Genomic DNA, 23,769 nt, shown 5'->3' with positions numbered 1-23,769 from the left:
TCACGCACAAAAGAAGGTAGCGAAGGCGAAACTTCCGCGTTACTGTGGGCGGCGTGCCCGAACAAAGGAGGCTGCAACATGGCTGACCTAGATAACAAGACCATTGCCATCATCGCTACCGATGGCTTCGAAGACTCCGAGCTGACCTCCCCGTTGGAGGCCGTGAAGAACGCTGGTGCTACCGTGCGCGTCCTCGCCCCAAAGGCCGGTACCATCACCGGTAAGAATGGTACGGAGATTTCCGTTGACGCCGCTACTGCTGACTCCACTGGCGAGTCTTTCGACGGCATTATCCTGCCTGGCGGCACCAACAACGCCGACCTCATCCGCCTGGACAAGGCTGCAGTGGAAATCGTGCGCAACCACATGAGCAAGGATCTCCCGCTTGGCGCCATCTGCCACGGCGCTTGGATCCTGGCTGATGCTGAAGCCCTCAAGGGCCGCACCCTGACGTCTTTCCCATCCCTGCAGACCGACCTGCGCAATGCAGGCGCTACCTGGGTAGATGAGGAAGTCCACTGCGACCAGGGTTTGGTCTCGTCCCGCACTCCAGATGACCTGCCAGCCTTTAACGCCAAGCTGGTAGAAGAGTTTGCAGAGGGACAGCACTAAAGTTCCACGAATTTCAGCCACGGGTACTGCCCGTGGCTTTTTTCGATCTTGCGCCGGTGTCATGTGCCCTATAAAGTTAGTTTTTCTGAAGGGGAGTAGTTCCCTCGGTTAATTCCGAGATGACTGGTCGACATACTGGCGTGTAGCCCGGCCAGCCAGCGCCCGCAGTGCCCGCGGCCGTGAACGAGACCTTCGGTCCGCAACCGAACCGAAGGGAGAAGTGACTATGTCCTCTATTGGCTCAGAGCAGCGCATTCTTGAGCGCTTCATGCAGCTGTCCATCGCCGCCGCTGTGGCCACCATTATCCTCAAAGCCTTGGCCGCGTGGGTTACCGGCTCGGTGGGCTTCCTCTCCGATGCCTTCGAATCCATCGTGAATCTCGTCGCAGCCGTCGCCGGCTTTTATGCCCTCCGGATTGCCTCTAAGCCGGCCGACGATAACCACCAGTTTGGTCACGGCAAAGCCGAGTACGTCTCCGCCTTGGTAGAGGGCGCAATGATTTTTATTGCGGCCGGCATGATCGTGTACACGGCGATCCAACGCTTCTTTGTTCCGCAGCCGATTGAAGAGCCGGGCTGGGGCTTGGCGTTGTCAACGCTTTCGTCCGTGCTCAACGGCGCAGTGGGTATCGCGCTCATCCGTGCAGGTAAGCGCTACCGTTCCGCCACCTTGGAGGCGGATGGGCACCATCTGTTTACCGACGTCTGGACTTCCGTCGGAGTCCTTGTCGGCATCGCCGCCGTATTCCTTACTGGCTGGTGGTGGCTGGATCCTGTAGTGGCGCTCGCAGTGGGCATCAATATCTTATGGACGGGCTATAGCCTCCTGCGCGATTCGGTGAGTAGCCTGCTTTCTGAGGCGCTTCCCGACGACGAGCGCCAGAACATTAGGCAGCTCCTAGCTCGGCTGGAGCAGGAACACTCGGTAAACTTCACGGATCGTCGCACCGTGGCCTCTGGCCGCCAGCGGTTGGTGTACCTGACCATGGAGGTGCCAGGGGAGTGGAGCGTCATGCACTCCCACGAGGTTGCAGACGCAGTGGAAATTGCCCTCGACGAGCTTTACCCAGGCTGCAGTGCGTTCATTCATGTGGAACCAGCCGGTCTGGAAAATCGACGCCCGTACCTATTCCGCTAAGACTTAATCTTCTCAGCTTTCTGCCGACAGCTGAGGTGAATGCGCACTAGACCAATATGTGTGTAGGCCTGTTCGGGGGCACGGACTTGTATGTTGCCTGTAAATTGGCGGGGTAAAAGCACACCCTCTTTAAACAATCCTGTGGTACTGCTGTCACCGCATTTCGGGGGTGTGGTGAACAATGGACGATTTGGAGATCGTGAAGGGGTGCGTCTAGGACGCTGCGGGCGAGAGAATCGACATCCGGTTTCCCGGTTTGGGTGTTTATGGTGCAGATTTTCCAATGTTATAGAACTGTTATCAACCGTTCTGAGCTGCATCAAGCTTGGCTTTGGTGAACAAAGTTGAGAAAAATCTCCGCTAGCGGTCGAAAAATTTTGATTTCTCCGTATGGTGGTTGTCACAGCAATCAATTGGAGATTTTCACCCCCACACTCCACGTGGCGGGGTTGGAAAATGTCCTTTTGTTTGGTTGAAGATAGCTATACCAATAGCAGAAAGGATTTACTGACAATGGGCAAGAACATTAAGGACCTCTTTAACGCAACCGCATACGACAAGGACGGCGAGAAGCTGGGCGACGTTAACGAGGTATTCGTTGATGACCAGTCCGGCCAGCCTACCTTCGTTGAGGTTAACCACGGCCTGTTCGGCATGAACTCCAGCTTGGTTCCGCTGCGTGGCCACGACTTCTCCGGCGATGACCTGAAGCTGGGCTTCTCCAAGGACCGCATCAAGGATGCTCCGGACTTCGACTCCGATAAGCCGCTGACCCCTGAGGCACAGTCCGATATCTTCAAGCACTACGGTCTGGAAAACGCACACGACGTTACCGACTACAAGGATTCCAACCTTGACTCCAAGCGCGACGTTCAGGCTGGCGCTGACAAGGATCACAACCTGACCGCAGGTGCTGGCGCTGCTGGTGCTGGCGCAGGTGTTGCAGGTGCAGGCGTTGCTGGTGCACACGCTGATGAGAAGAAGGCAGCTACCCACACCACTGACGCCGCTGCTACCGAGCGCAAGGCTGGCGTAGCTGATGACGCTGCAGCTGCACGTACCAACAACGATGGCGAGCTCATCCGTTCCGAGGAGCAGCTCAACGTCAACAAGGAGCGCGTCGCTACCGGTGAGGCTCGCCTGCGCAAGTACGTTGTGACCGACACCGAGTCCGTTGAGGTTCCGGTTGAGCGTGAAGAGGTTCGCGTCGAGCGCACCCCGATCAACGCTGAGGATGCCAAGAACTACAACGGCTCCATCTCCGGTGACTCCGAGGAAGCTTCCGTCACCCTGCACGAGGAGCGCGTGAACGTGAACAAGGAAACCGTTCCGGTTGAGAAGATCAACCTGAAGAAGGACACCGTTCGCGACACCGAGACTCACACCGAGGAGCTGCGCAAGGAGCAGATCGACACCGATGGTGTTGACGGCCTCAAGAAGTAAAAGAGCATAGCTAAACGCCCGCAAGGAATACCTTGCGGGCGTTTCTTTTTTCCTTATCTAGGAGACTGGTTTAAGCCTTGACGCCGATAGCCTCAGCCGAGTCAGAATCCATAATGTCCTTGACGCCGTTCTCGGCAGCATCCCAGGTTGCCTTGTCCTGGATGCCGGCGCGCTTAGCCACGATGGTGGCGCACAGCACCTGTCCGGTGACGTTGAGTGCGGTACGACCCATGTCAATAATCGGCTCGATAGCAAGCAGGAGACCTACACCAGCCAGTGGCAGGCCGAGCGTGGAAAGCGTCAGAGTGAGCATCACCGTTGCGCCGGTGGTGCCTGCGGTGGCAGCGGAACCGATGACGGACACAAAGATGATGAGCAGGTACTGGGTGAAGTCAAGGTCGATGCCATAGAACTGGGAGACGAAGATGGCAGCGATGGCTGGGTAGACGGAAGCGCAGCCATCCATCTTGGTCGTTGCGCCCAGCGGAATGGCAAAGGAAGCGTACTCGGACGGAACGCCCATAGCCTTTTCGCTGAAGCGCTCGGTAGCTGGCATGACGCCCATCGAAGAACGGGTAACAAAGCCCAGGGAGGTCACGGGCCATACGCGCTTGAAGAAGCCGATGACCGGGATCTTGTTGAACTTCAGCACTGCCGGGTAGACCACGGCAAATACCAGGCCCATGCCTACGTACATGGCCAAGACGAACTTGCCCAGCGAGCCCAATGCATCCCAGCCGTAGGTAGCTACGGCCTTACCGATGAGGGCCGCGGTGCCAATCGGGGCAAGGCGGATAATCCACCACAGGATGACCTGAATGACCTTCAGGAAGGACTCGGTAAAGCGCAGGAAAGGCTCGGCAGACTTGCCAGTCTTGACGGCGGCGATACCAATGGCCAGCGAGATGACGAGGAGCTGGAGGGCGCCAAAGCTGAGGGATACTTCGCCGTCGGAAAGCGAGGCAGAAAGGCCCACGAAGTTCTGGGGCAGAAGCTGCTCAAAGAACGCGGTCCACGAGCCGACGTGGGAAGGATCCTGCGCGGTGGAAGCATCGATGCTCGTACCGATGCCCGGCTTCATTACGACGGCGACAATGATGCCCGTCAAGACGGAGAAGAATGCGGTGATGGCAAACCACACAAGCGTGGAAATTGCCAGGGAAGCGGCGTTGGCCACCTTGCGCAGATTAGCCACGGAAGTAACAACAGCGGCGAAGATGAGTGGCGGGATCATCACCTTGAGCAGCTGAACGTAGGCGCCGCCGACGCCCGTGAGCAGAGTGGTCAACCAGCCTGGGTTATCTGGGTCGGTATCCATGCCGGAGGCAATGAAGCCCAGGATAAGGCCGATGATGAGGCCCGCGATGACCTGAGCACCGAATCCCGTGGCCCAGCCGGGAAGCTTGGAGCGCGAAGATTCTTGTTGAGACATAAAGATTCCTTTGAAAATAAAAATGGACAGATCGGACTATTTTCCAGATACTGTTCTGTTCAACTTCAACATCGCTCAGCTTATTCCTTCTACGTCTGTAGGTACAAAGTGCGAGTGGTTTGCCGTGGCTAGAACCTCACCTTTCACGCTCACGGAAAGGTGGATCTGCGCTGGCTTTATGGCGCTGGTGAGCGCGAAGGGAGGGGAGTTTGAGCTACCACATGTGTCCCATTGCTAACTTTAAGTAGCTACTCTCTCTATCTTTCTCAGGAGGAACATTTATGGGCTGGGTTAAACCTCTCGTTGGCATTTTCGCAGTTGGCGCAGTGGCTTCCGTTGCTTTAGGCGGCGGTGATGAAGATACTGTGGCGGTCAACCGAGTGATCGATGGCGACACCATTGACGTCGACATAGACGGCGAAAATACCCGCGTCCGGCTGCTCAATATTGATACGCCTGAAATCGGCCATAACGGCGAACCGAGTGAGTGCCTTGCGGAGGAAGCGAAGCAGTACTTGGAAGGACGGCTGCCAAAGGGAACGGAGGTTCGGTTGGAATATGACTCCGAGCGGACCGACAAATACGGCCGCACTCTTGCCGGTGTCTTTATCGACGATGACTTCATAAACGCGGATGTCGCGGCCGAAGGGCTTGCCACTGCAGTCGTATTTGGCGGAAACGACAAATTTTACGACGAAGTGCGCAACGCCGAACGCGGCCCTAAAGACGCCGGCGAAGGGGTCTTTGGGGTCTCGGACGAGTGTAAGGTTTCCAGCGATAAGGACATGGCCGAGGCGCTTAGCGGCGCTGAAGCTGCGGCGGTAGCATTTGCAGCTTCCGGGGAAGCTGATATTGCAGGGTACGAGGATGTACTGGACAAATCAGCAGCTGCGAAGGCCGGATTAGCGATTCTGACCCGCCACAAAGATGATCGAAGCACCTTCCAGAAAGCAGCGTATCCGGATGCTCCCAAGGAGATTGCCGCGAAGAAGGAACGCGAGCTTGAGGGGGAGGAGAAACAAGCCCGCGAAGAGCTCGAGAAGTTGGAGGAGAAAGAGCGGGAGAAAGAGAAGCGCGAAAAGGAACGCCAGGAAGAAGCACGCCGCCGTGCAGAGCAGCGGCAAGAAGAGATTCGCCAGCAGGAGCACAACGCGCCGGAAGTAGAGGTAGCGGAGCAGCCAGCGCATGAGGAGGTGGCTGACTATCAAGCCCCCGAGCAGCAGCCCGCACCTCGGCCGGCACCTCAGCCGGCGCCGGTGGTCGATAACTACACCGGGTGCCGAGCTTATGGCGGAAACTATGCCATGACCTCCGTAGATAAGAAGGGGCGTTCATACGCGAAGATCGACTGCACTACGAAGCAGCAGATCGGTTAGGCACCCCGCCCTTCGCGCTCACGGGCAGGGCCCTGAGTACTTGGAGTATGGCTCCCGGTGAGCGCGTGGGGAGCGGGGATTAGGGCCTACGCCCTTGCCGCTCACCGGGACCAAGGGGAAGTGCCATCCAAGCGCTGCCGGTGAGCGCGAAGGGTGGGAGGGCCCGGGGATCTGGAATACTGGCAGCATGAAAATCCTCGTAACCGCATTCGACGCCTTCGGCGGAGAGAGCATAAACCCCACGGAACGAGTTCTTCAGCAACTGCCGGATCGCATTGGAGACGCGGAGCTCATCAAGCTCGTGATCCCGACGAAGTTCGGGGAATCGCTGCGTCGGGCGATTGAGGCCGCGGAGGGCTCGGCGGTCGATGCAATTGTATGTTTGGGACAGGCCGGTGGGCGGGCGCATATCACCCCAGAGCGGGTCGCGATTAACGTTATGGATGCCGATATTCCTGATAATGCGGGTTATCAGCCGGTGGATGTACCGGTTGTGGAAGGCGGCCCGGCGGCATATTTCTCTACGCTGCCGGTAAAGGAAATGGTTGCGGCAATGGAGGATATTCCGGCGCGGTTGTCGAATACGGCCGGGACTTTCGTGTGTAACCAGCTGCTCTATGGTCTCTTGCATCACTTCGCAGGGGCGAAGGTGCGCGCAGGATTTGTCCACGTCCCGTTCATTACAGAGCAGGAGAAAACGGATAAGCCCATGATGGAGCTGGCGGACATCGTTGAGGGGATTAAGCGGGCACTCTGGGCGGTGCAAGCTAGTTAGGGTAGCCTTTGTGGCTTTTTTAACCGGTGAAATATAGATTAAGGGACATGTCTCGCTTTAGCCCTCTCAACTGGCCGGTTGTGCGCCAGCTGCGCAGTGGCGATCCCTTTGGAAGGGACGTCAATACGCAGTCTCAAAAGAGTAAAGATAAGCATGGGCGCACCGTGGAAGCAGACCGCGTGGTGCAGTCGGTGTGCCCGTACTGCGCGGTTGGTTGCTCGCAGCGCGTATATGTCAAAGATGACCGCGTCATTCAGGTGGAGGGCGATCCGGATTCGCCCATTTCTCGTGGACGCCTGTGTCCGAAGGGATCTGCGTCGGAGCAGTTGATTAACTCCGCTACGCGCCTTACCAAGATTAAGTATCGTGCGCCGCACTCGACGAAGTGGCAGGATCTTGATGAAGATACCGCGATGGAGATGATTGCGGATCGTTTCTTGGAAGCCCGCCGGAACGGTTGGCAGGATGTGGACGATGAAGGTCGTGCGCTCAACCGCACGATGGGCATTGCCGGTTTGGGCGGTGCGACCTTGGATAATGAGGAAAATTACCTCATCAAGAAGCTATTTACCGCTGCTGGTGCGATTCAGCTCGAGAACCAGGCGCGTATATGACACTCCGCCACTGTTCCTAGTCTAGGAACTTCGTTTGGCCGCGGCGGCGCAACCCAACCGCTGCAGGATATGGCGAATGCGGACTGCATCGTCATTGAGGGTTCTAATATGGCCGAGTGCCACCCCGTGGGGTTCCAATGGGTGGTGGAAGCCAAGAAGCGTGGTGCCCGCATCATTCACGTGGATCCGCGTTATACGCGCACGTCTGCCTTTGCGAATCGCCACATTGGCATTCGCGGCGGTACGGACGTGGTGCTTTTGGGCGCAGTCATTAACTACCTGCTGGACAATGACCTGTATTTCCATGACTACGTGGTGGCGTATACCAATGCGCCGATGATCATTTCGGAGGACTACCAGGACACCGAAGATCTGGACGGCCTGTTCTCTGGTTATGACCCAGAGACCGGTAAGTACGTCACGGATTCGTGGCAGTACGTACAGAAGCCGGAGGGCGCGTCGTGGAATGTGGAACGCGATGAGACGCTAGAGCATCCGAATTCAGTCTTCCAGATTCTCAAGCGGCACTACGCGCGCTATACGCCTGAAGTAGTGGAGGAGACCTGCGGTATTGCGCAGGAGGACTTCTATTACCTAGCGGAGTCGATCGCGCGGAATTCCACGCCGGATCGCACCACCTGCTTTGCCTATGCGTTGGGCTTTACCCAGCACACCCTGGGTGCGCAGTTCATTCGTACAGCCGCCATCTTGCAGCTGCTCACCGGCAATGTGGGGCGCCCAGGTTCGGGAATTATGGCGTTGCGCGGTCACGCCTCGATTCAAGGCTCTACCGATATCCCGACGTTGTTCCACTCGTTGCCGGGGTATTTGCCCATGCCGAGCGTCGATAAGCAAAGCTGGCCAGAGTTCGTTGATGGAATCCGTAATGAGTCGCAGAAGGGCTTTTGGCAGATCGGTGAGAACTACGCGGTCTCGCTGATGAAGTCCTACTGGGGCGATGCGGCAACCAAGGACAACGGATGGGGATATGACCTCATGCCGCGCATTTCTGGTGCGCATTCGACCTATGAAACGCTCATGGCCATGCTGGATGAGCAGGTGGAAGGCTACTTTGTCTTTGGCCAGAACCCGGCCGTCGCGCAGTCCAATGGCGGTATGCAACGCCGTGGCTTGGCGGCGCTGAAGTGGCTGGTCGTACGCGATTTCCAGGAGATTGAGACCGCCTCTTTCTGGAAGGATTCGCCGGAGATTAAAAACGGCGAGCTTAAGACCGAAGACATCGGCACCGAGGTCTTCTTGATGCCGGCGGCCACCCACGTGGAAAAGGCGGGAACCTTTACCCAGACGCAGCGCATGCTGCAATGGCGCTTCCAGGCGGCCCCGCCGCCAGGGGATGCCAAGAGTGACCTGTGGTTCTTCTACCAACTGGGCAAGAAGATCAAGGAACGCCTGCGCGATTCCACCGATCCGCGAGATATTCCATTGCAGAAGGTCACGTGGGACTATGTGGAAACCGAGGAAGGCGAGCCGAATTCTGAGGACGTCCTCAAGGAGATCAACGGCTACTACCTAGAGGGCCCGAAGAAGGGCGAGCTTTTGCCTGCCTTCGTGGAGATGAAGAATGACGGCAGCACCTCGGGCGGTTGCTGGATCTATACCGGCGTGTTTAAGGACGGCATTAATCAGTCCGCGCGCAAGGTACCGGGGTCGGAGCAAAACGAGGTAGCTCCCGAGTGGGGTTGGGTATGGCCGGCCAACCGCCGCCTGCTCTACAACCGTGCCTCGGCGAAGCCTGACGGCACGCCGTGGTCCGAGCGCAAGAAGTATGTGTGGTGGGACGCTGACCAGGGTCAATGGGTTGGCGATGACGTGCCGGACTTCCCGGCTACCAAGGCCCCGGACTACAAGGCTCCGGTCGACGCCGTGGGCCCGGACGCCCTCGATGGCACCGATGCCTTCATTATGCAGGCAGATGGCCGCGGTTGGCTCTTTGCACCGACCGGGCTTTCCGACGGCCCATTGCCCACCCACTATGAGCCGCACGAGTCCCCGGTGCACAACGTGCTGTACAAACAGCAGCAATCGCCGACGCGCCTGACCATTAAGCGCCCAGACAACCTGTCGCGCCCAGAGCCTGGTGAGCCGGGCTCGGAGGTGTTCCCGTTTGTCTTTTCCACCTATCGCCTCACCGAGATGTATACTTCGGGTGCGATGTCGCGCCGCCTGCCGTATTTGGCGGAGCTGCAGCCGGGCCTTTTCTGCGAGGTCGATAAGGCCTTGGCAGAAAAGCGTGGCTTGGAAAACGGTAAGTGGGCCACGATCATCTCGCCACGCGGCGTCATTGAGGCGCAGGTCTTGGTCACTGACCGCATGCAGATGATGAAGATCAATGGTGAGGAGTTCCACCAGATCGGCTTGCCGTATCACTATGGCGAGTCCGATTCCACGGCCGTCGCAGGCGATGGTGCCAATGATTTGCTGGGCCTTACGTTGGAGCCGAACGTATTCATCCAGAATTCCAAGATCGGCGCTTGCGATATCCAGCCGGGGCGTCGCCCGCGTGGTGAGGCCCGTGTGGAGATGCTCAAGGAGTATCAGAAGCGCGCGCACCTGAACCTGGATTCCGGCAATGATCTGCTCACCGTGGATGATTCCTTCACCTATAACCCAGAGCCGCAGCAGCCCGCGGATGCGGATGAGCACGGCGAGAAGGGCGAGGAAAGCGAAGAAGGTAGGTAAATGACAAATCTTCTGACCGAAAACGCGAGCCGGCATGGCTATGACAAGTACCGCCGCATGGCCTTTTTCACCGATACTTCCGTGTGCATCGGGTGTAAGGCCTGCGAGGTGGCGTGCAAGGAGTGGAACCGCAACCCGGTTGAAGGCTATGACGTCACGGGTGATTCCTATGACAACACCGGCGCACTGGGTGCAAATACCTGGCGGCACGTGGCCTTTGTGGAGCAAAACAATGACCGCATCGAGCATGCCCGCGAGGAGGGAAAGAATCTCATTTCCCTGGGTATGCCCTCGGTAGGGGTGCAGGCCCCAGAGGTTGATACCACCCCGCCGGATACGGATACGTTCCGGTGGCTCATGTCCTCGGACGTGTGTAAGCACTGCACGCATGCGGGCTGCTTGGACGTGTGTCCTACAGGCGCGCTGTTCCGCACCGAGTTTGGCACCGTTGTGGTCCAGGATGATGTGTGCAATGGCTGCGGCACCTGCGTTGCCGGCTGCCCGTTTGGCGTCATCGAGCGCCGCGATGACGGCGGTGTGGCGCTGAAGTACGACAAGACGGCCACGGTGGATTACGTGGATAATTCCCATGCCGGCGTGAACGTGCTGAAAAAGCTGAAGCAGCTTGCCCCGCAGGGACCGGACCACACGCCAGGCGAGTCGATGCCGATCAAGAACTTGGGCGTGGCCCAAAAGTGCACCATGTGCTACGACCGCCTGAAGCAGGGCGAACAGCCAGCATGTTCTAAGACCTGTCCTACTGATTCCATCCAGTTCGGCCCGTACGAGGAGATGCTGGCCGCAGCCAAGGAACGCGTGCGCGTACTGCACGAGCAAGGCCTTACCGAGGCCCGCCTTTACGGTGCCAACCAGGACGATGGCGTGGGCGGAACTGGCTCCATCTTCCTGCTTTTGGATTCACCTGAGGTCTACGGTTTGCCGCCGGACCCGCGCGTGCCGACGGCCGATTTACCGCAGATGTATAAGACCGCAGCCAAGGCTATCGGCGGCATGGCGCTGGCCGTGGCCGGTTCCTTCCTGATTGGGGGACGCAAATGAGCAACTTTGATGAGTATCGCCCACCGCAGCCGGAGCGACGCAATCGCTACCGGAAATTCGACGGTACAAAGCCGAAGAAGAAGCGGAAGCGGCCGGGCGCCGGCGCGCAGGACGGCTCCAAAGAGGAGCGCATGGCGCAAGACTTCGAGTTCTCGTCTTACTATGGCCGCCCAGTGGTGAAGGCTCCGCCGTGGGAATGGCCTATCGGCGCCTACTTCTTTCTGGGCGGTGTGAGCGGTGGCTCGGGACTCTTGGCCGCTGGTGCACAGGCCGTGGGCAATGCGCCGCTGCGTCGCACCACGCGGATCTCTGCCTTTGGCGCGGCGGCCGTGGGATCGGTCTTTTTGATTCTGGACTTGGGCCGCCCGGAACGCGCCCTGAACATGTTCCGCGTCTTCAAGGTGACCTCGCCAATGTCCATGGGCTCGTGGATTTTGTCGGGATTTGCCAGCGCGGCCGCGCTGCCGGCCGCCGCGGAAGTGGATGCGGCGACCGGCCACAAGCTGCCGTTGCCGAAGTTTGTGCGCACGGCGCTGAAGAAGTCGGCCGGGCCGGCGGGCGCGGTCGCGGGCGTACTCGGTGGTCCGCTCGCGGGCTATACCGCGGTATTGCTGTCTAATACCTCGAACCCGGTGTGGAATGACATGAAAAAGCACCTGCCGTATGTTTTCGTCTCCTCGGCGGGCGCGGCGTCGTCAGGCCTGGCTATGGTGACCACTCCGGTCGAGCACGCGGGACCGGCCCGCGCGTTGGGTATGGCCGCGGCGGCCAGCGATCTGGTGGCGACCAAGGTTCTTGAAGAAGGCATGGAGCCGGAGCCGCGCGAGGCGCTGCACGAGGGCAAGCCGGGCGCGTTGATGAAGGCTTCGGAATGCTTCATCGCGGCCGGCGGTGTCGGTAGTGCAGTGGCTGCGGTGACGAAGTCGCGGGCCGTCTCTGTGGCTGCGGGGCTATCGCTGTTGGCAGGCTCGGCGTGCACGCGCTTTGGCGTGCTCAACGCTGGCTTGGAAGCGGTGAAGAACCCGGAGACCACCATCGGGCCGCAGAAGCGCCGGGCGGAAAAGCGCCGGCGCGAGCAGGGCCTCGACCACGATGTGGTGAGCCCGGACTAGTCCAGGTCCTGCAGGGCGGGGGCGAGCTCTGCGCCGATGTCTTCCATGCGTTGTTGCTCGGCTGCGGAGTCGCGGCCATCACGGTGGAGGTAGTAGTTCAGCGCCACATCGCCCACGGTGGTCACGCAGGTGGTAGACACTGACTCTTCGACCGGCCAGGAGGAGCAATAAAAGCGCCTGTCAGCGGCGGTGAACTCGAAGGGGGAGTACTCATTGGCGGGGCGCTGCTGGGCGGCGTTCTGGGCATCGAGGTCGTCGTGCAGCAGCTCTAAGTAACGCTGTGCCGCCTCATCGGGATCCTCGGGGCACACGAGTGCGCCCTCGGCCTCATACTTCGTCCCCAGCAGGCTGACCTGCTCCTTATCCTGTGCACGGTAGAGCACTGAGAAGGAGTGTTCATCCTCGTCGGTGGAGTGCGGGTCGAGCTTCGCCTTAGCGAGCGAATCCGGCAGGGCCTCGCGCACCGCGGCAATATCAACAGGGGAGCATTCGCTTGGCGATGCCCCCCCTCGGACGAGCACCCCACCAGCCCCACCCCGGCAAGGGCGATGGAGGCGAGGGCGAGGAAAGTGGGGAGGCGTCGGCGCATCTTAGGCCTTGATATAGGCATCGCCGGTGCGCTCGGTGGTGTGGCCGATGACGGGGTAGCCGGGAACCTCGCCGATGAGGAGGAGGCCGCCGGAAGTTTGGGCGTCGGCAAGCAGCACCAGCTCTTCCTCGCTCAAGGAGGTATCGAGGTGGGGACGCACCCAGTCCAGGTTGCGGCGGGAACCGCCGGGGATGAAGCCCTCCGCCAGCGCCTCTTTCGCGCCTTCGATGGTGGGCACGGCGGAAAAGTCGAGCTCCGCGGCGATGCCGGAAGCGCGGCACATTTTGTACAGGTGGCCGAGCAACCCGAAGCCGGTGACATCCGTGGCCGCACGCACGCCCGCCTCCACCGCTGCGCGGGCGGCCTCACGGTTCAAGGTGGTCATAGAATCGACCGCGGCCTGGGAGACCTCGCCGGTGGCCTTGTGCTTGTTGTTGAGGATGCCCACGCCAATGGGCTTGGTCAGGGTGATGGGCAGGCCGGGTTCGGCGGCGTCGTTGCGCATGAGCTTGTCGGGGGCCACGATGCCGGTAGCTGCCATGCCGTACAGCGGCTCGGGCGCGGTGATGGAGTGCCCACCTGTGACGGAGATGCCGGCCTCGGTGGCTATATCCATGCCGCCGCGCAATACCTCGCGCAGCACATCCAGGCTCAGCTTTTCATTGGGCCAGCCCACCAGGTTAATGGCGGTAACCGGGGTGCCACCCATGGCATAGACATCAGACAGCGCATTGGCCGCGGCCACCCGTCCCCAGTCATAGGGGTCATTGAGCATGGGCGTAAAAAAGTCCGCAGTGGAGATAACCGCCAGACCATCTTGGATCTTGACGGCCGCGGCGTCGTCGCCATCGTCCAAGCCGACCAGCACGTTGGGGTCGGCCTTACCAATGAGGCCTTCGACGGCGGATTCCAACTGCCCAGCGGGAATCTTGCAGGCGCAGCCGCCACCGGCCGCGAAAGAGGTGAGCTTAATATCTTCGGTCATACGGCTATTTTACTAGTTCTACGGGAGCCCCTTGCTGCGTATTAGCGGGGAATAATGCGCAGCAAAGGAATCTCCTTGAGTGCCGCAGGAGCCACCGTGGCGCACCGCGGTGAATGTAGCGTCTGGTAGGTGTCTCGGTACCGAGGAATGCCCGTGTAAGGTGAGCACACGGAGGCGTACGTGTCCTGGTGGGCGCCCCGGTCTTCAAAACCGGTGAGGCCGAGCATCTCGGTCTGGCAGGTTCGATTCCTGTCCGTCTCCGCCACCCGCGCGCAAGGAGGAATGCCACAGTGCCCACGCCCACGCCTGCTGCCAGCCCGGATCCCCGCAGGAATATCCCCCGCATGGACGAGCTACTCCAGCTGCCGGAAGTAGAATCCGCGCGCCACCGCCTAGCCGCGCACACCATCCGCGCGATAATCCAGGGCGCAGTCACCCAAGCGCGCCGCGGTCAGCTGCCGGTCAGCGATATACCCGCAGAAATTGCGAAGCGCCTGGAACAAAAGAATGCGCATTCCCTGCAGCCGGTCATTAACGCCACCGGCGTCATCATTCATACGAACCTAGGGCGTGCCCCGCTTCCCGGCGCCGCGGTAGAGGCCCTGCACGCCGCTGCCTCCTATACGGATGTGGAAATGGACCTGGACTCGGGCAAGAGATCAAAAAATCGCGGTGCCGGCGCCACGGCCGCGCTGCTCGCAGCCTGCCCCGGTGCAGAAGATGCCCTGGTGGTCAATAACGGCGCCAGCGCCTTGCTGCTGGCTACCGCTGCGCTCGCTCCCGGCAAAGAGGTCATCATCTCGCGCGGCGAGCTCATTGAGATCGGTGCGGGCTTTCGCCTGCCGGAGCTCATCGAGTCCACGGCCACGCGCCTTAAAGAAATTGGGGCGACTAACCGTACGCACCTGGCCGACTACGAGCGCGCGCTGGGCGTCAACACCGGCGCCATCTTGAAGGTGCACCCTTCCAATTTCCGCATCGAGGGCTTTACCTCCGCAGTCGGGGTAGAGGAACTGCACCGCCTAGCGGTGGAGCACGATACGCGACTCATCGTGGACTTGGGCTCCGGCCTGCTCACCCATGACCCGGCGCTGCCAGAAGAACCAGATATCCAGGCTCAGCTGCGCGCCGGGGCCGATATCGTCATAGCCTCCGGCGATAAGCTACTTGGTGGCCCGCAGGCAGGAATCTTGCTCGGCACCAAGGAAGCGATTGCCGCGGTGAAGAAGCACCCGCTGGCGCGTGCGGTGCGCATAGATAAGCTGCGCCTCAACGCGCTGGAGGCGGCCATTTCGACGCCCTCGAATGCGGTGCAGGACGCCCTCCACCTCGATCCTCAGACCCACCGCGAGCGCACGGAAGCCATCGCGCAGGCAGTTGGGGCAGAAGTGGTGCCTCATGATGGCCGCGTGGGCGGTGGCGGGGCGCCCGAATACCCGCTGCCGGGCTATGCAGTGAGCCTGCCTGAGCACTATGCGGACGCGCTGCGCCGCCAGGACCCGCCCGTGGTAGGCCGCGTGCATCAGGGCCGCTGCTTGGTGGATATTCGCTGCGTTCCCGCTCACCACGACGCCACGGTTATTGCCGCTATTAAGGCGGTGGGCTAGGTGTACGTCGTCGCTACTGCCGGCCATGTGGACCACGGCAAATCCACCCTGGTCCGGGCTCTTACGGAGATGGACCCGGACCGCTGGGAGGAAGAAAAGCGCCGCGGCCTGACCATTGATTTGGGGTTTGCCTGGACCACGCTGCCTTCTGGCGCGGATGTGGCTTTCGTAGATGTGCCCGGCCATGAAAAATTCCTGGGCAATATGCTCGCTGGCGTGGGCCCAGCCCCGGTCGTCCTCTTCGTGGTGGCGGCCGATGAGGGATGGCAGGCCCAGTCCACCGACCACCGCGATGCCTTGCGTGCGCTGGGAGTAAAGCATGGCATCATTGCGCTCACTCGCAGCGACCGCGCCACCGTGGACCGCACCGCAGAAATCCGGACGCAGCTGGCCGGTACCCCGCTTGCCGACGCCCCCATTATCCCCGTATCCGCCCCCACCGGCGAAGGCATTGCGGCGCTGCGGCAGGTGCTCGATGAGGTCCTTGCCGCTGCGCCCGCTCCCGATGAGCAGGCACCCGTGCGCCTGTGGGTGGACCGCGCCTTTAGCGTGAAGGGCGCGGGCACCGTGGTGACCGGAACGCTTTCCGCGGGCACCCTGCGCGTGGGCGATAGCCTTAAGGTGGCCGCGGCCGGTGGGGAAAGGGACGTGGAAATCCGTGGCCTCCATAGTGAAAATCGTGCGCAGGATTCACTCGGCCCCGTCACTCGCGCGGCCGTCAACCTGCGTGGGGCGGATGCCGCCGATATCCACCGCGGCGACGTGCTGCTAACCCCGGGTGCGTGGCGTATGGTGGACCACCTTGATGTGCGCCGCACCTTTGGCGCGGAGCTCGACGGGCTGCCCGATAACCTCGTCGTGCACACCGGTACTGCCGGGGTAGAGGCCCACCTGCGTCCCCTGTCCGCCGATTTCGCGCGCATCAGCCTGGCGCACCCGCAGCCGCTGCGGCTCCTTGATCGCTTCGTAGTGCGCAGCCCTGGCGGCCGGCACGTCGTCGCCGGCGTAGAGACAGTAGACCTGCGCCCGCCGGAGCTTAACCGGCGCGGAGCCGCCCGCCGCCGCGCAGAAGATCTCAGCGCCCAGCACTCATTCCGCGATCCTGCCACTTACCTGCGCCGCGTCGGCTTTGCCCGTGTGGATGACTTAGCCCGCGATGGCTTTACTACCGCAGCGCCGCCGCACGGCATTATCGCCTTCCGCGACTGGTGGATTGCCGCCTCCCAAGTTACGCGGTGGAAGCAAGCGCTAACCGACGCCCTGCATGCCCACGCCGCCGCACATCCCCTGGCAGCGGGAATGCCCCGCAAAGCAGCCTTGGATGCCCTCGGCCTGCAAGAAGAAGGCTTGCTGGGGCTTGCCATCGCCGCTGCGAAGGCGGAAAGCAGCGAGGGAGTGCTGCGCCTTCCCGGGCAGCAGGCGGACCTCGGCGCAGCGGAGCGCGGGGTCGCTGCCATCGAGGAAAGGCTTAAGGCAGAACCCTTTGTGGCACCCGAAGCAGATGAACTCACGGAGCTGGGCTTGGGCCCCAAGGAGCTTGCTGCCGCCGAGCGCGCCGGGCGCCTCCTGCGCCTCAAGCAGGGAATCGTGCTCTTGCCCTCGGCACCGGAGAAAGCGCGCCGGCGGCTGGCCGAACTGGAGCAGCCCTTTACGCTTTCGGCCGCCCGTAAAGCACTGGGTACCACTCGGCGGGTAGCCATCCCGCTGCTGGAATACCTCGACGCCCAGCGGATTACTCGCCGCGGCGACGGGGGCCAAAGAACCCTGCGCTAACAAGGCCCTTGTGACCGGTCGCCGCACCTATTTGCGGTGATTGCCCCCGCGGTGGTGGGAGGTTTCGCGGGCCACGCGCCGGGCTCGCACGCGCGCGGATTCGGAGGAAAAGCGGCCCGGTTCTTCGGCTACCGGCAGCGCACGCCAGCTGAAATTTTGCTCTCCTGGGACGGAGGAGACCAGCTCCGCCAGCTTGGCGCTGGCTTGCGGTTTTTGTGCTTGCTCATTGTGCTGCTGAGCTGGCGCATCTGGCTCAGCGGGTGCAGCCGGCTGGGCCTGTGGCCCTTTCGGGCGGCGCGAGCCGGTGGGCAGCGCCGTGACAATGTCCTCGCCGGCAAGCGTGTGCTCCCAGACCTCGGGCTGTGCGGGCGCGGCGGCGGGCGCGTTGGTGGGAATCGCAGGCTGAGGCGTGGGCACGCGCAGGGGCGGAACGGCGGGGGAGAAGAGCTCCGCGGCGGTGGCCTCATCGGCGGGGATGTCGACGGCAAGCATGCCGCGGCTCGCGTAGGCGCGGGCAGAAAGCCCCGCTCCAGAGCCGCTGGCCGCGGCGAACGCGGCGCGCAGTCCAGGGAGCGCGGTAATGTCGCCGAGGGGACCGAGAACCATGTCATCGCAGGTCGCCACCGCGGTGCCGGCAAGGTCGTCCAGTGTGACGAAAAATTGCTGCGTGCCCATCTGCTCAAGCTGAGCGGGCGATAGGTCGCCGGCGGCGGCATCGATCAGCACGCCTCGTCCGCCGGAGAGCAGCGCGGTTCCTTGCGGTTGGTCATTGACCGGCACCATCCACGGCCACAGGCCCAGTGACACGGCAACCTCGACTTGGCCGTCAACTACCTCCACGGTGGCGATCGTCTGTGGCTGTGCAGAGGAAGCCTTCAATCGCTCCAAGGCGGGATACTCCGCCGCCTCGACCTCGTCCAGAAACCCTAAGAAGCCGAAATCCGAGCGAACGCGCCAGCCGTTGGTGTAGGTATCGGGCTCTAGGGAGACGTCGACAAGCGCAGCGTGCTCTGCCACGCCGGGGATACTCAATGCGGTGCCCACTACTGGGTGCTCGAGGACCGCAACATGCTCCACGCCGAAGTAACTAGTCGCGAGCGGGTAAAGCGCCATAGAAAGTCACTCCCAAAGTGAAAGGCCGGTAAACAATGCGTAGCTCATTTTACGCATATGGGGGATAGGGCTCGCGCCAGCTTTATATCCTGCGGGTTTTTATTAATGTATAGACAGCTCTCTTAAAAGTGAAACCCGGAAAACAGAATAGGAGTAGAACCATCTCTTCTTCATCGTCTTCCTCACCGCACTCCGCACGCGGGGTGAATAATTCGGAGGAAAGCAAAAAGCGCACCCGCAACGCCAAGCGCATTCTCAAAGACATTATGTACCCGCATAATATCCACCCCGCACTGGTGCCGGGCGTTTCCATTGAGGACCAGAAGGTCAAGTACGGCGTGGATAAACCGATCCTCTTTGTGGTCGGCGGACTGGTCGTCGCCTTCGTAATCTGGGGTGTGATTGCGCCCGAGCAGGTCTTCGATGCTTCTTCGACAGCGCTCGATTGGGTGATGCGTAACTTGGGCTGGATCTTTACCGCCCTGGCGACGTTCCTGATGTTTTTGCTCATCATTTTGGCCTTTTCAAAGTACGGCAAAATCCCTCTCGGGCTAGATGGGGAGAAGCCGGAATTTTCCACGGTGAGCTGGGCCGCGATGCTCTTTGGTGCCGGCATTGGCATCGGCATTATCTTCTTCGGCCCCTTCGAGCCGCTGAGCTACTACCTTTCGCCGCGCCCTGGTGCCTATGAGGCTGCGAGCGATGAAGCGGTGCTGGGCGCCATGGCGCAGGCAGCCATGCACTGGGGCTTTAATGCCTGGGCAATTTACGCCATCGTGGGCCTGTGCGTGGCCTACGTGTCCTTCCGCCGCGGCCGCGTGCCGCTGATGAGCTCCATCCTGATGCCGCTCTTTGGCAATCGCTCCTCTGATTCCCTGCCCGCGCGCATCATCGATGGCCTGGCCATTATTGCCACTCTCTTCGGCACCGCCGCCACGCTGGGCATCGGTGCGCTGCAGATTGGCCGCGGCGTGGAATTGGTTAGCGGCTGGTCTACCACCGGCAATGCCGCGGCGCTGGTAATCATCGTGGTACTGTCCATCGGAACGATCTTCTCGGCCGTCTCCGGCGTGGCCAAGGGCATTCGGTGGCTCTCCAATATCAATCTGGTGCTGGCCATGGCACTGGCCCTGTTCTTCTTCGTCGTGGGGCCGACCGCCTTCTTGGCCAATATGCTGCCGGCCGTGGTGATTGAATATCTCGATGAAATGCCGCAGATGCTCTCTGCCAACATGGGCGAGGGCGAAGACATGGTGGCCTTCCTGTCCTCTTGGACCACCTTCTACTGGGCGTGGTGGGTATCCTGGTCGCCATTCGTGGGCGTCTTCGTAGCCAAGATTTCGCGCGGGCGAACCATCCGCCAGTTCGTGCTCGGTGTGTTGCTTATTCCCTCGGCCATCATTGTTGCCGCTTTTACCATCCTGGGCGGTACCACCATTTGGTTGCAGCGCCGCGATGGCGATATCGCCTCAGATGGCACTATTGATTCCATGCCGGCGGCAGAAGACATCTTCTTCAAGGTCTTGGACCACTTCCCAGGAGCGGAGTGGATGGCGCCCATCGTCATCATCATGCTGGTGGTCTTCTTCATTACCACGGCTGACTCCGCATCCATTGTGAACTCGCAGCTCACCCAGCGCGGCAACCCCAAGCCCAACCCGGCAGTAACGGTCTTTTGGGTGGTATGTATGGCTGGCATTGCCGTGGTCATTTTGCTTGCCGGTGGCCGTAATGCGCTGCAGGGCCTGCAGAACCTTATTACGGTGACGGCTTTGCCTTTCGCGGTTATCATCGTGCTCATGTGCATCGCGTTGGTGCGCGAGCTGCGCCATGATCCTGCCTCCATCCGTCATTTCTACGAGGACGAAGCGGTCTCTAATGCGATCGTGCGGGGCGTGCGCGATTATGGCGATAACTTTGCCCTGTCTATCGAGCCGACAGACGGCGACTACGCAACGGGCGCGCACTTTAACTCCACTGCAGCAGAGGTGACCGATTGGTACGCGCGCACGGACGAAGAGGGCCGCGCCGTGGGCTATGACTATGAGGCGGGCGAGTATGTGGACAACGATCCATCTATCAAGAATGGCGAGTTCATCTCGCCGGTGCCGGAGGATAAGGAAGAAAATTAATACTTGACAATTATTGGCTGGTAGGGTGCCAGCTATGACTTTTAGTACCTTTGCCTTTGCCTTCGCCTTGGTGCTGCTGTCGGGTCTATCGACCTCGATTGGCGGCGCTTTGGCGGTGGGAAGGCGCCAGCCGGGGCCGGCTTTTATGGCCGCTGCACTGGGGCTTTCGGCCGGCGTGATGCTGTATGTCTCCTTTATGGAGATCCTGCCGGAAGGCATTGCGCAGCTTTCCGACGCCCTCGGCGAGGAAACCACCGGCACCTGGGCCGCCGTCGGGGCGTTCTTTGCTGGCATCGCCGTCATCGCCATCATTGACCGGCTCGTGCCGGAGGAGATTAACCCCCATGAGCCGGCCACCACGGCCGAAGAAGCCCGCCGCAAGAAGCTAATGAAAACCGGCGTATTTACCGCCTGCGCGCTGGGCCTGCACAATTTCCCCGAGGGGTTTGCCACCTTCCTATCCGGCCTGGATTCTAAGGAAGTTGCGGTGCCGGTGGCGGTGGCCATCGCCATTCACAATATCCCGGAAGGCATTGCGGTGGCTGTTCCGCTGCGCGAGGCCACTGGCTCCCGCAAGAAGGCCTTTTGGTGGGCCACCTTGTCTGGCCTGGCCGAGCCGCTCGGCGCGCTCATCGGCTTCGGCCTTCTCATGCCGGTTATTGGTCCGGCGACGATGGGCATTAGCTTCGCCGCCATCGCCGGCATTATGGTCTTTATCTCGCTGGATGAGCTATTGCCCACCGCGGAGGAGACCGGCGAGCACCATCACGCCATTTACGGCTTGATTGCCGGCATGGCCGTGATGGCGGTTTCGCTGATGCTATTTATGTAGCCGGCTATGCAGCCGGGCTACGGAGCGTTAAGCTTCCGCCGGCTCGGCAGAAGTGGCCGAAGTCTTGCCAAAGGAGGCCTTAACCGCCATCACGATGGTGGCAACGACTACGCCAAGCACCAGGCCGCAGACCATGGACATGCCGGTATCTGCCAGCCATGCCAGGGCGCCATTGGAGATATTCTCGGTCGTGGACGCGATGAATTCGTGGGGCTGATCCATGCCGAACTCGTGCAGGCCCTTGACCACGATATGGCCGCCTACCCACAGCATGGCGGCGGTACCGATGACGCCGATGATATCCAGCACGATCGGCATGCCCTTGACCAAGGCGTTGCCCACCGTGGACTTGCCATCGTGGCGCTTATTGAGGGCCATGCCAATATCGTCCATCTTGACCAAAAGGCCAACGGCGCCGTAGACACCCAGGGTCAGCAAGATGCCGACGAAGATGAGGGCACCCAGGCGCATCCAAAATGGCTCGTTGATGACCTCATTAAGGGAAATGACCATGATCTCGGCAGACAAGATGAGGTCGGTGGTGATAGCGGACTTAACTAGGCTGTCCTCGGCATCGGCGCCCTTTTCCTGGACTGACTCGGTCTCCTTTTCCCGGTGGGGGAGAACGTGGTGCAGGATCTTCTCCGCACCTTCAAAGCACAAGAAAGTACCGCCGCACATCAGGATGGGGGTGAGTGCCCACGGTGCGATCCAAGAGAGGATCATGGCGATGGGCAAGATGATGACGAGCTTATTGATGAGCGAGCCCTTGGTGATGCGCCAGATCATCGGAAGCTCGCGCTGGGGCTTAATTCCCTCCACGTATTGTGGGGTTACGGCAGCATCATCGACTACCACACCTGCGGCCTTCACGGAGGTCTTACCCGCAAGGGCGGCCACATCGTCAACGCTAGAGGCAGCGGAGCGGGCGATCAGGGCGACGTCGTCAAGCAGGGCAAAAAGGCCACCAGCCATAAATTATCCTTCTGGGGTTAGGGTGATGTTATCGGACCACGTTAAGTGTATTCCCTGATGCGCCAACCAAGCCATCGCATCATCACCGCTGCGAGTAATGCCCTCGACCGCGGCAAGTGTAGTGTCGATCGCTTTCTCGGCGTCTTCGGCAGAAATCAAGCCGGCGGAGGTAGCGGCAGAGAGTTCATCAATATCGAGCACGGAAATGGGCTCGCCGCGCGTGGCTACTAGATCCACATAAAGGTCGCGGGTGGTCCACACCGTGCCATCGCGTTGGATCTCGGCCACATCAATATAAAAGTCCTGGTCGACGTCTACACCGGGGCGGAAATGGAAGATATTGGCGCGCAGGTTGAGATCGGGCAGCAGCCACGATTCCAGGTAACCAAAGCGCGGGTGATCGGCGCCGCGAGCCATGTAGAGGCCGAAATCCGTCTCGGTGTACGTGTCGACCTCGCGCAGGAATCCCTTGGGATCGGTATTGGTGTACTCGGCGGTATTAAAGGTCTCGCGCTTGACCGGATGGAGATCCACCGGCATCTACTTCACCTCAAGGAAGGCGGCGGTCGGGGCAAAATTGCAGCGGGATTCCTGGGTGTTCACGCCGCCAGAAAGCAGCGCGATGACGGTGCCCCTGCCGGTCTGGGCGGTGCCGGACAAGGTGGTAGGGCCGTCCTGATTGATGCCATTGTTATTCAGTGGGGTGACACCGCTGCGCAGGGTGTCAAGGTTGAACCACTGCACGTTCATCCCGCCTTGTTCGCGCGCGGCCGGTGGGGTGCCAAGAGCGGTGAAGAGGAATACGGTTTCACCGGGCTTTGCGCCCGGTGCCGGCATTTCGGTGGGGCCGGGAACGGCGATGGCCGAGCCCATGGCATCGCTGGTGCCGTCGATGCAGTGTGCGGAGACCGTGGGCCAGTAGAACTGGCGGAAGTTCGGGTTATTGCCCTCCGGCATGGCTACCCCGTCCTTGCCATCGCCGCCGCCGGCGAAGAACGCGAGGCCCGAGAGGATAGCGTTGCGAACATCCTCGGGAATCCACGGTTGTGCCGCAAAAGCGCGGATGCGGTCCTGGGTTTCCTGGTTGGGGCGGCCGAGCTCGTCCAGTGGGCTATGGGAGGACGCCTGCTGCACCAAGGAAGAAAGATCCGGTGCGGAAGCCTGCGCTGGGGCGACGAGGGGAGAGGCGAGGCCGATGAGCGCGGCCGTGGCAGCGGCGATATAACCGGTGCGGCCGGACAGGCGCCAGGTGGTGCGGGCGTGGCTCACGTTATCAATTCCTTGGGTGCGGTCTCGGGAAGGGCGGTTAAACCCCAGTTGTCACATTTGTAACAATATTACCTACAGTAACGATAGTGATGGCTGGGGGAGTGTCAAGTGCTTTGGCAATCTATAAGATTTTTCGCCCGTTCTATACGGTGCGTTACGGGGTAAAGCCATCCCCAATGCTGCACTTGGCCCTTTAAGGGGGTATCGTGGGAGCTCGTTCAAGATCAATTTCG

General features: G+C 60.8%; 19 protein-coding genes and 1 tRNA gene. 13 read left to right on the top strand and 7 right to left on the bottom strand.

Features of this window, described 5'->3' with window-relative positions; genetic code table 11:
- Positions 1–78 precede the first annotated feature (78 nt).
- From MHY08_RS04060 to MHY08_RS04050, 3 genes are all read left to right on the top strand, one after another.
- A complete protein-coding gene (locus MHY08_RS04060) occupies positions 79–612 on the top strand; it encodes a type 1 glutamine amidotransferase domain-containing protein (RefSeq protein ID WP_239235470.1) in 534 nt (177 codons plus the stop codon).
- Positions 613–838: 226 nt separating this feature from the next.
- The gene (locus MHY08_RS04055; RefSeq protein ID WP_239235468.1) at positions 839–1,750 is read left to right on the top strand and encodes a cation diffusion facilitator family transporter; all 912 of its coding nucleotides are present in this window, start codon (positions 839–841) and stop codon (positions 1,748–1,750) included.
- Between the two features lie 513 nt (positions 1,751–2,263).
- Positions 2,264–3,193 carry a PRC and DUF2382 domain-containing protein gene (locus MHY08_RS04050; RefSeq protein ID WP_239235465.1) on the top strand — a complete coding sequence of 310 codons (930 nt, stop codon included), beginning with the start codon at positions 2,264–2,266 and terminating at the stop codon, positions 3,191–3,193.
- Between the two features lie 70 nt (positions 3,194–3,263).
- On the opposite strand, the gene MHY08_RS04045 is transcribed toward MHY08_RS04050, so the two are convergent.
- Positions 3,264–4,625 (bottom strand): dicarboxylate/amino acid:cation symporter, encoded by a 1,362-nt coding sequence (locus MHY08_RS04045; protein ID WP_239235463.1) that lies wholly within the window; start codon positions 4,623–4,625, stop codon positions 3,264–3,266.
- Between the two features lie 281 nt (positions 4,626–4,906).
- Here MHY08_RS04045 and MHY08_RS04040 point away from each other — a divergent pair, with 281 nt between their 5' ends.
- The 5 genes from MHY08_RS04040 (at position 4,907) to nrfD (ending at position 12,261) form a co-directional block, all read left to right on the top strand.
- Positions 4,907–6,001, top strand: a complete 1,095-nt coding sequence (locus MHY08_RS04040) for a thermonuclease family protein (RefSeq protein ID WP_239235461.1) — start codon at positions 4,907–4,909, stop codon at positions 5,999–6,001.
- A 187-nt stretch (positions 6,002–6,188) separates the two neighbouring features.
- Positions 6,189–6,776 (top strand): pyroglutamyl-peptidase I, encoded by a 588-nt coding sequence (pcp, locus tag MHY08_RS04035; RefSeq protein ID WP_239235459.1) that lies wholly within the window; start codon positions 6,189–6,191, stop codon positions 6,774–6,776.
- A gap of 47 nt (positions 6,777–6,823) precedes the next feature.
- On the top strand, positions 6,824–10,090 hold the full coding sequence (fdnG, locus tag MHY08_RS04030) for a formate dehydrogenase-N subunit alpha (RefSeq protein WP_239235457.1): 3,267 nt from the start codon (positions 6,824–6,826) through the stop codon (positions 10,088–10,090).
- Positions 10,091–11,149 carry a 4Fe-4S dicluster domain-containing protein gene (locus MHY08_RS04025; RefSeq protein ID WP_239228032.1) on the top strand — a complete coding sequence of 353 codons (1,059 nt, stop codon included), beginning with the start codon at positions 10,091–10,093 and terminating at the stop codon, positions 11,147–11,149.
- Positions 11,146–12,261 (top strand): NrfD/PsrC family molybdoenzyme membrane anchor subunit, encoded by a 1,116-nt coding sequence (gene nrfD / locus MHY08_RS04020; protein ID WP_239235455.1) that lies wholly within the window; start codon positions 11,146–11,148, stop codon positions 12,259–12,261. Before MHY08_RS04025 ends, nrfD begins: the two co-directional genes overlap by 4 nt.
- Here nrfD and MHY08_RS04015 read toward each other — a convergent pair.
- Both MHY08_RS04015 and selD read right to left on the bottom strand, forming a co-directional pair.
- Positions 12,258–12,782 (bottom strand): hypothetical protein, encoded by a 525-nt coding sequence (locus MHY08_RS04015; protein WP_239235453.1) that lies wholly within the window; start codon positions 12,780–12,782, stop codon positions 12,258–12,260. The genes nrfD and MHY08_RS04015 overlap by 4 nt on opposite strands.
- 69 nt (positions 12,783–12,851) lie before the next feature.
- Entirely contained in the window at positions 12,852–13,835 is a 984-nt protein-coding gene (selD, locus tag MHY08_RS04010; protein ID WP_239235451.1) for a selenide, water dikinase SelD, read from the bottom strand.
- A 170-nt stretch (positions 13,836–14,005) separates the two neighbouring features.
- Here selD and MHY08_RS04005 point away from each other — a divergent pair.
- The 3 genes from MHY08_RS04005 to selB all read left to right on the top strand — a co-directional run bounded on the left by MHY08_RS04005 (position 14,006) and on the right by selB (position 17,215).
- Positions 14,006–14,100, top strand: a tRNA-Sec gene (locus MHY08_RS04005).
- A 25-nt stretch (positions 14,101–14,125) separates the two neighbouring features.
- Positions 14,126–15,442, top strand: coding sequence for an L-seryl-tRNA(Sec) selenium transferase (gene selA / locus MHY08_RS04000; protein ID WP_370658784.1), 1,317 nt, complete (start codon positions 14,126–14,128; stop codon positions 15,440–15,442).
- Positions 15,443–17,215: a selenocysteine-specific translation elongation factor gene (selB, locus tag MHY08_RS03995; RefSeq protein WP_239235449.1), complete on the top strand. Its 1,773-nt coding sequence runs from the start codon at positions 15,443–15,445 to the stop codon at positions 17,213–17,215. It abuts the gene before it with no gap.
- A 27-nt stretch (positions 17,216–17,242) separates the two neighbouring features.
- Here the strand turns inward: selB and MHY08_RS03990 are convergent, their stop codons facing one another.
- A complete protein-coding gene (locus MHY08_RS03990) occupies positions 17,243–18,328 on the bottom strand; it encodes a hypothetical protein (RefSeq protein WP_239235448.1) in 1,086 nt (361 codons plus the stop codon).
- A 266-nt stretch (positions 18,329–18,594) separates the two neighbouring features.
- Here MHY08_RS03990 and MHY08_RS03985 point away from each other — a divergent pair, with 266 nt between their 5' ends.
- Complete coding sequence (locus tag MHY08_RS03985) at positions 18,595–20,460, top strand: BCCT family transporter (protein WP_239235577.1); 1,866 nt, start codon at positions 18,595–18,597, stop codon at positions 20,458–20,460.
- Between the two features lie 34 nt (positions 20,461–20,494).
- On the top strand, positions 20,495–21,292 hold the full coding sequence (gene zupT / locus MHY08_RS03980; protein WP_150851315.1) for a zinc transporter ZupT: 798 nt from the start codon (positions 20,495–20,497) through the stop codon (positions 21,290–21,292).
- 27 nt (positions 21,293–21,319) lie between these two features.
- Here zupT and MHY08_RS03975 read toward each other — a convergent pair whose 3' ends face one another.
- Genes MHY08_RS03975 through MHY08_RS03965 form a run of 3 tightly spaced genes read right to left on the bottom strand, consistent with a single transcriptional unit; the run spans position 21,320 to position 23,536 of the window.
- The gene (locus tag MHY08_RS03975) at positions 21,320–22,267 is read right to left on the bottom strand and encodes a DUF808 domain-containing protein (protein ID WP_239192536.1); all 948 of its coding nucleotides are present in this window, start codon (positions 22,265–22,267) and stop codon (positions 21,320–21,322) included.
- A 3-nt stretch (positions 22,268–22,270) separates the two neighbouring features.
- On the bottom strand, positions 22,271–22,807 hold the full coding sequence (locus MHY08_RS03970; RefSeq protein ID WP_204609571.1) for a DUF402 domain-containing protein: 537 nt from the start codon (positions 22,805–22,807) through the stop codon (positions 22,271–22,273).
- Positions 22,808–23,536 (bottom strand): hypothetical protein, encoded by a 729-nt coding sequence (locus MHY08_RS03965; RefSeq protein WP_239235447.1) that lies wholly within the window; start codon positions 23,534–23,536, stop codon positions 22,808–22,810.
- Between the last annotated feature and the right edge of the window lie 233 nt (positions 23,537–23,769).

It is taken from the genome of Corynebacterium sp. ACRPJ, assembly GCF_022347345.1.
Classification (GTDB): domain Bacteria; phylum Actinomycetota; class Actinomycetes; order Mycobacteriales; family Mycobacteriaceae; genus Corynebacterium; species Corynebacterium tuberculostearicum_D.
The sequence above is the reverse complement of the archived record's forward strand: the minus strand, read 5'-3'. Positions and strand labels throughout refer to the sequence as shown.

What these genes read in the sequence shown, in the direction of transcription:
- pcp (WP_239235459.1), top strand. Translation starts at nt 6,189, where the DNA reads ATGAAAATCCTCGTAACCGCATTCGACGCCTTCGGCGGAGAGAGCATA.
- MHY08_RS03990 (WP_239235448.1), bottom strand. Translation starts at nt 18,328, where the DNA reads ATGGCGCTTTACCCGCTCGCGACTAGTTACTTCGGCGTGGAGCATGTT.
- MHY08_RS04055 (WP_239235468.1), top strand. Translation starts at nt 839, where the DNA reads ATGTCCTCTATTGGCTCAGAGCAGCGCATTCTTGAGCGCTTCATGCAG.
- MHY08_RS03985 (WP_239235577.1), top strand. Translation starts at nt 18,595, where the DNA reads ATGTACCCGCATAATATCCACCCCGCACTGGTGCCGGGCGTTTCCATT.
- selD (WP_239235451.1), bottom strand. Translation starts at nt 13,835, where the DNA reads ATGACCGAAGATATTAAGCTCACCTCTTTCGCGGCCGGTGGCGGCTGC.
- MHY08_RS03970 (WP_204609571.1), bottom strand. Translation starts at nt 22,807, where the DNA reads ATGCCGGTGGATCTCCATCCGGTCAAGCGCGAGACCTTTAATACCGCC.
- MHY08_RS04060 (WP_239235470.1), top strand. Translation starts at nt 79, where the DNA reads ATGGCTGACCTAGATAACAAGACCATTGCCATCATCGCTACCGATGGC.
- MHY08_RS04045 (WP_239235463.1), bottom strand. Translation starts at nt 4,625, where the DNA reads ATGTCTCAACAAGAATCTTCGCGCTCCAAGCTTCCCGGCTGGGCCACG.
- MHY08_RS04025 (WP_239228032.1), top strand. Translation starts at nt 10,091, where the DNA reads ATGACAAATCTTCTGACCGAAAACGCGAGCCGGCATGGCTATGACAAG.
- zupT (WP_150851315.1), top strand. Translation starts at nt 20,495, where the DNA reads ATGACTTTTAGTACCTTTGCCTTTGCCTTCGCCTTGGTGCTGCTGTCG.
- MHY08_RS03975 (WP_239192536.1), bottom strand. Translation starts at nt 22,267, where the DNA reads ATGGCTGGTGGCCTTTTTGCCCTGCTTGACGACGTCGCCCTGATCGCC.
- MHY08_RS04040 (WP_239235461.1), top strand. Translation starts at nt 4,907, where the DNA reads ATGGGCTGGGTTAAACCTCTCGTTGGCATTTTCGCAGTTGGCGCAGTG.
- MHY08_RS04050 (WP_239235465.1), top strand. Translation starts at nt 2,264, where the DNA reads ATGGGCAAGAACATTAAGGACCTCTTTAACGCAACCGCATACGACAAG.
- nrfD (WP_239235455.1), top strand. Translation starts at nt 11,146, where the DNA reads ATGAGCAACTTTGATGAGTATCGCCCACCGCAGCCGGAGCGACGCAAT.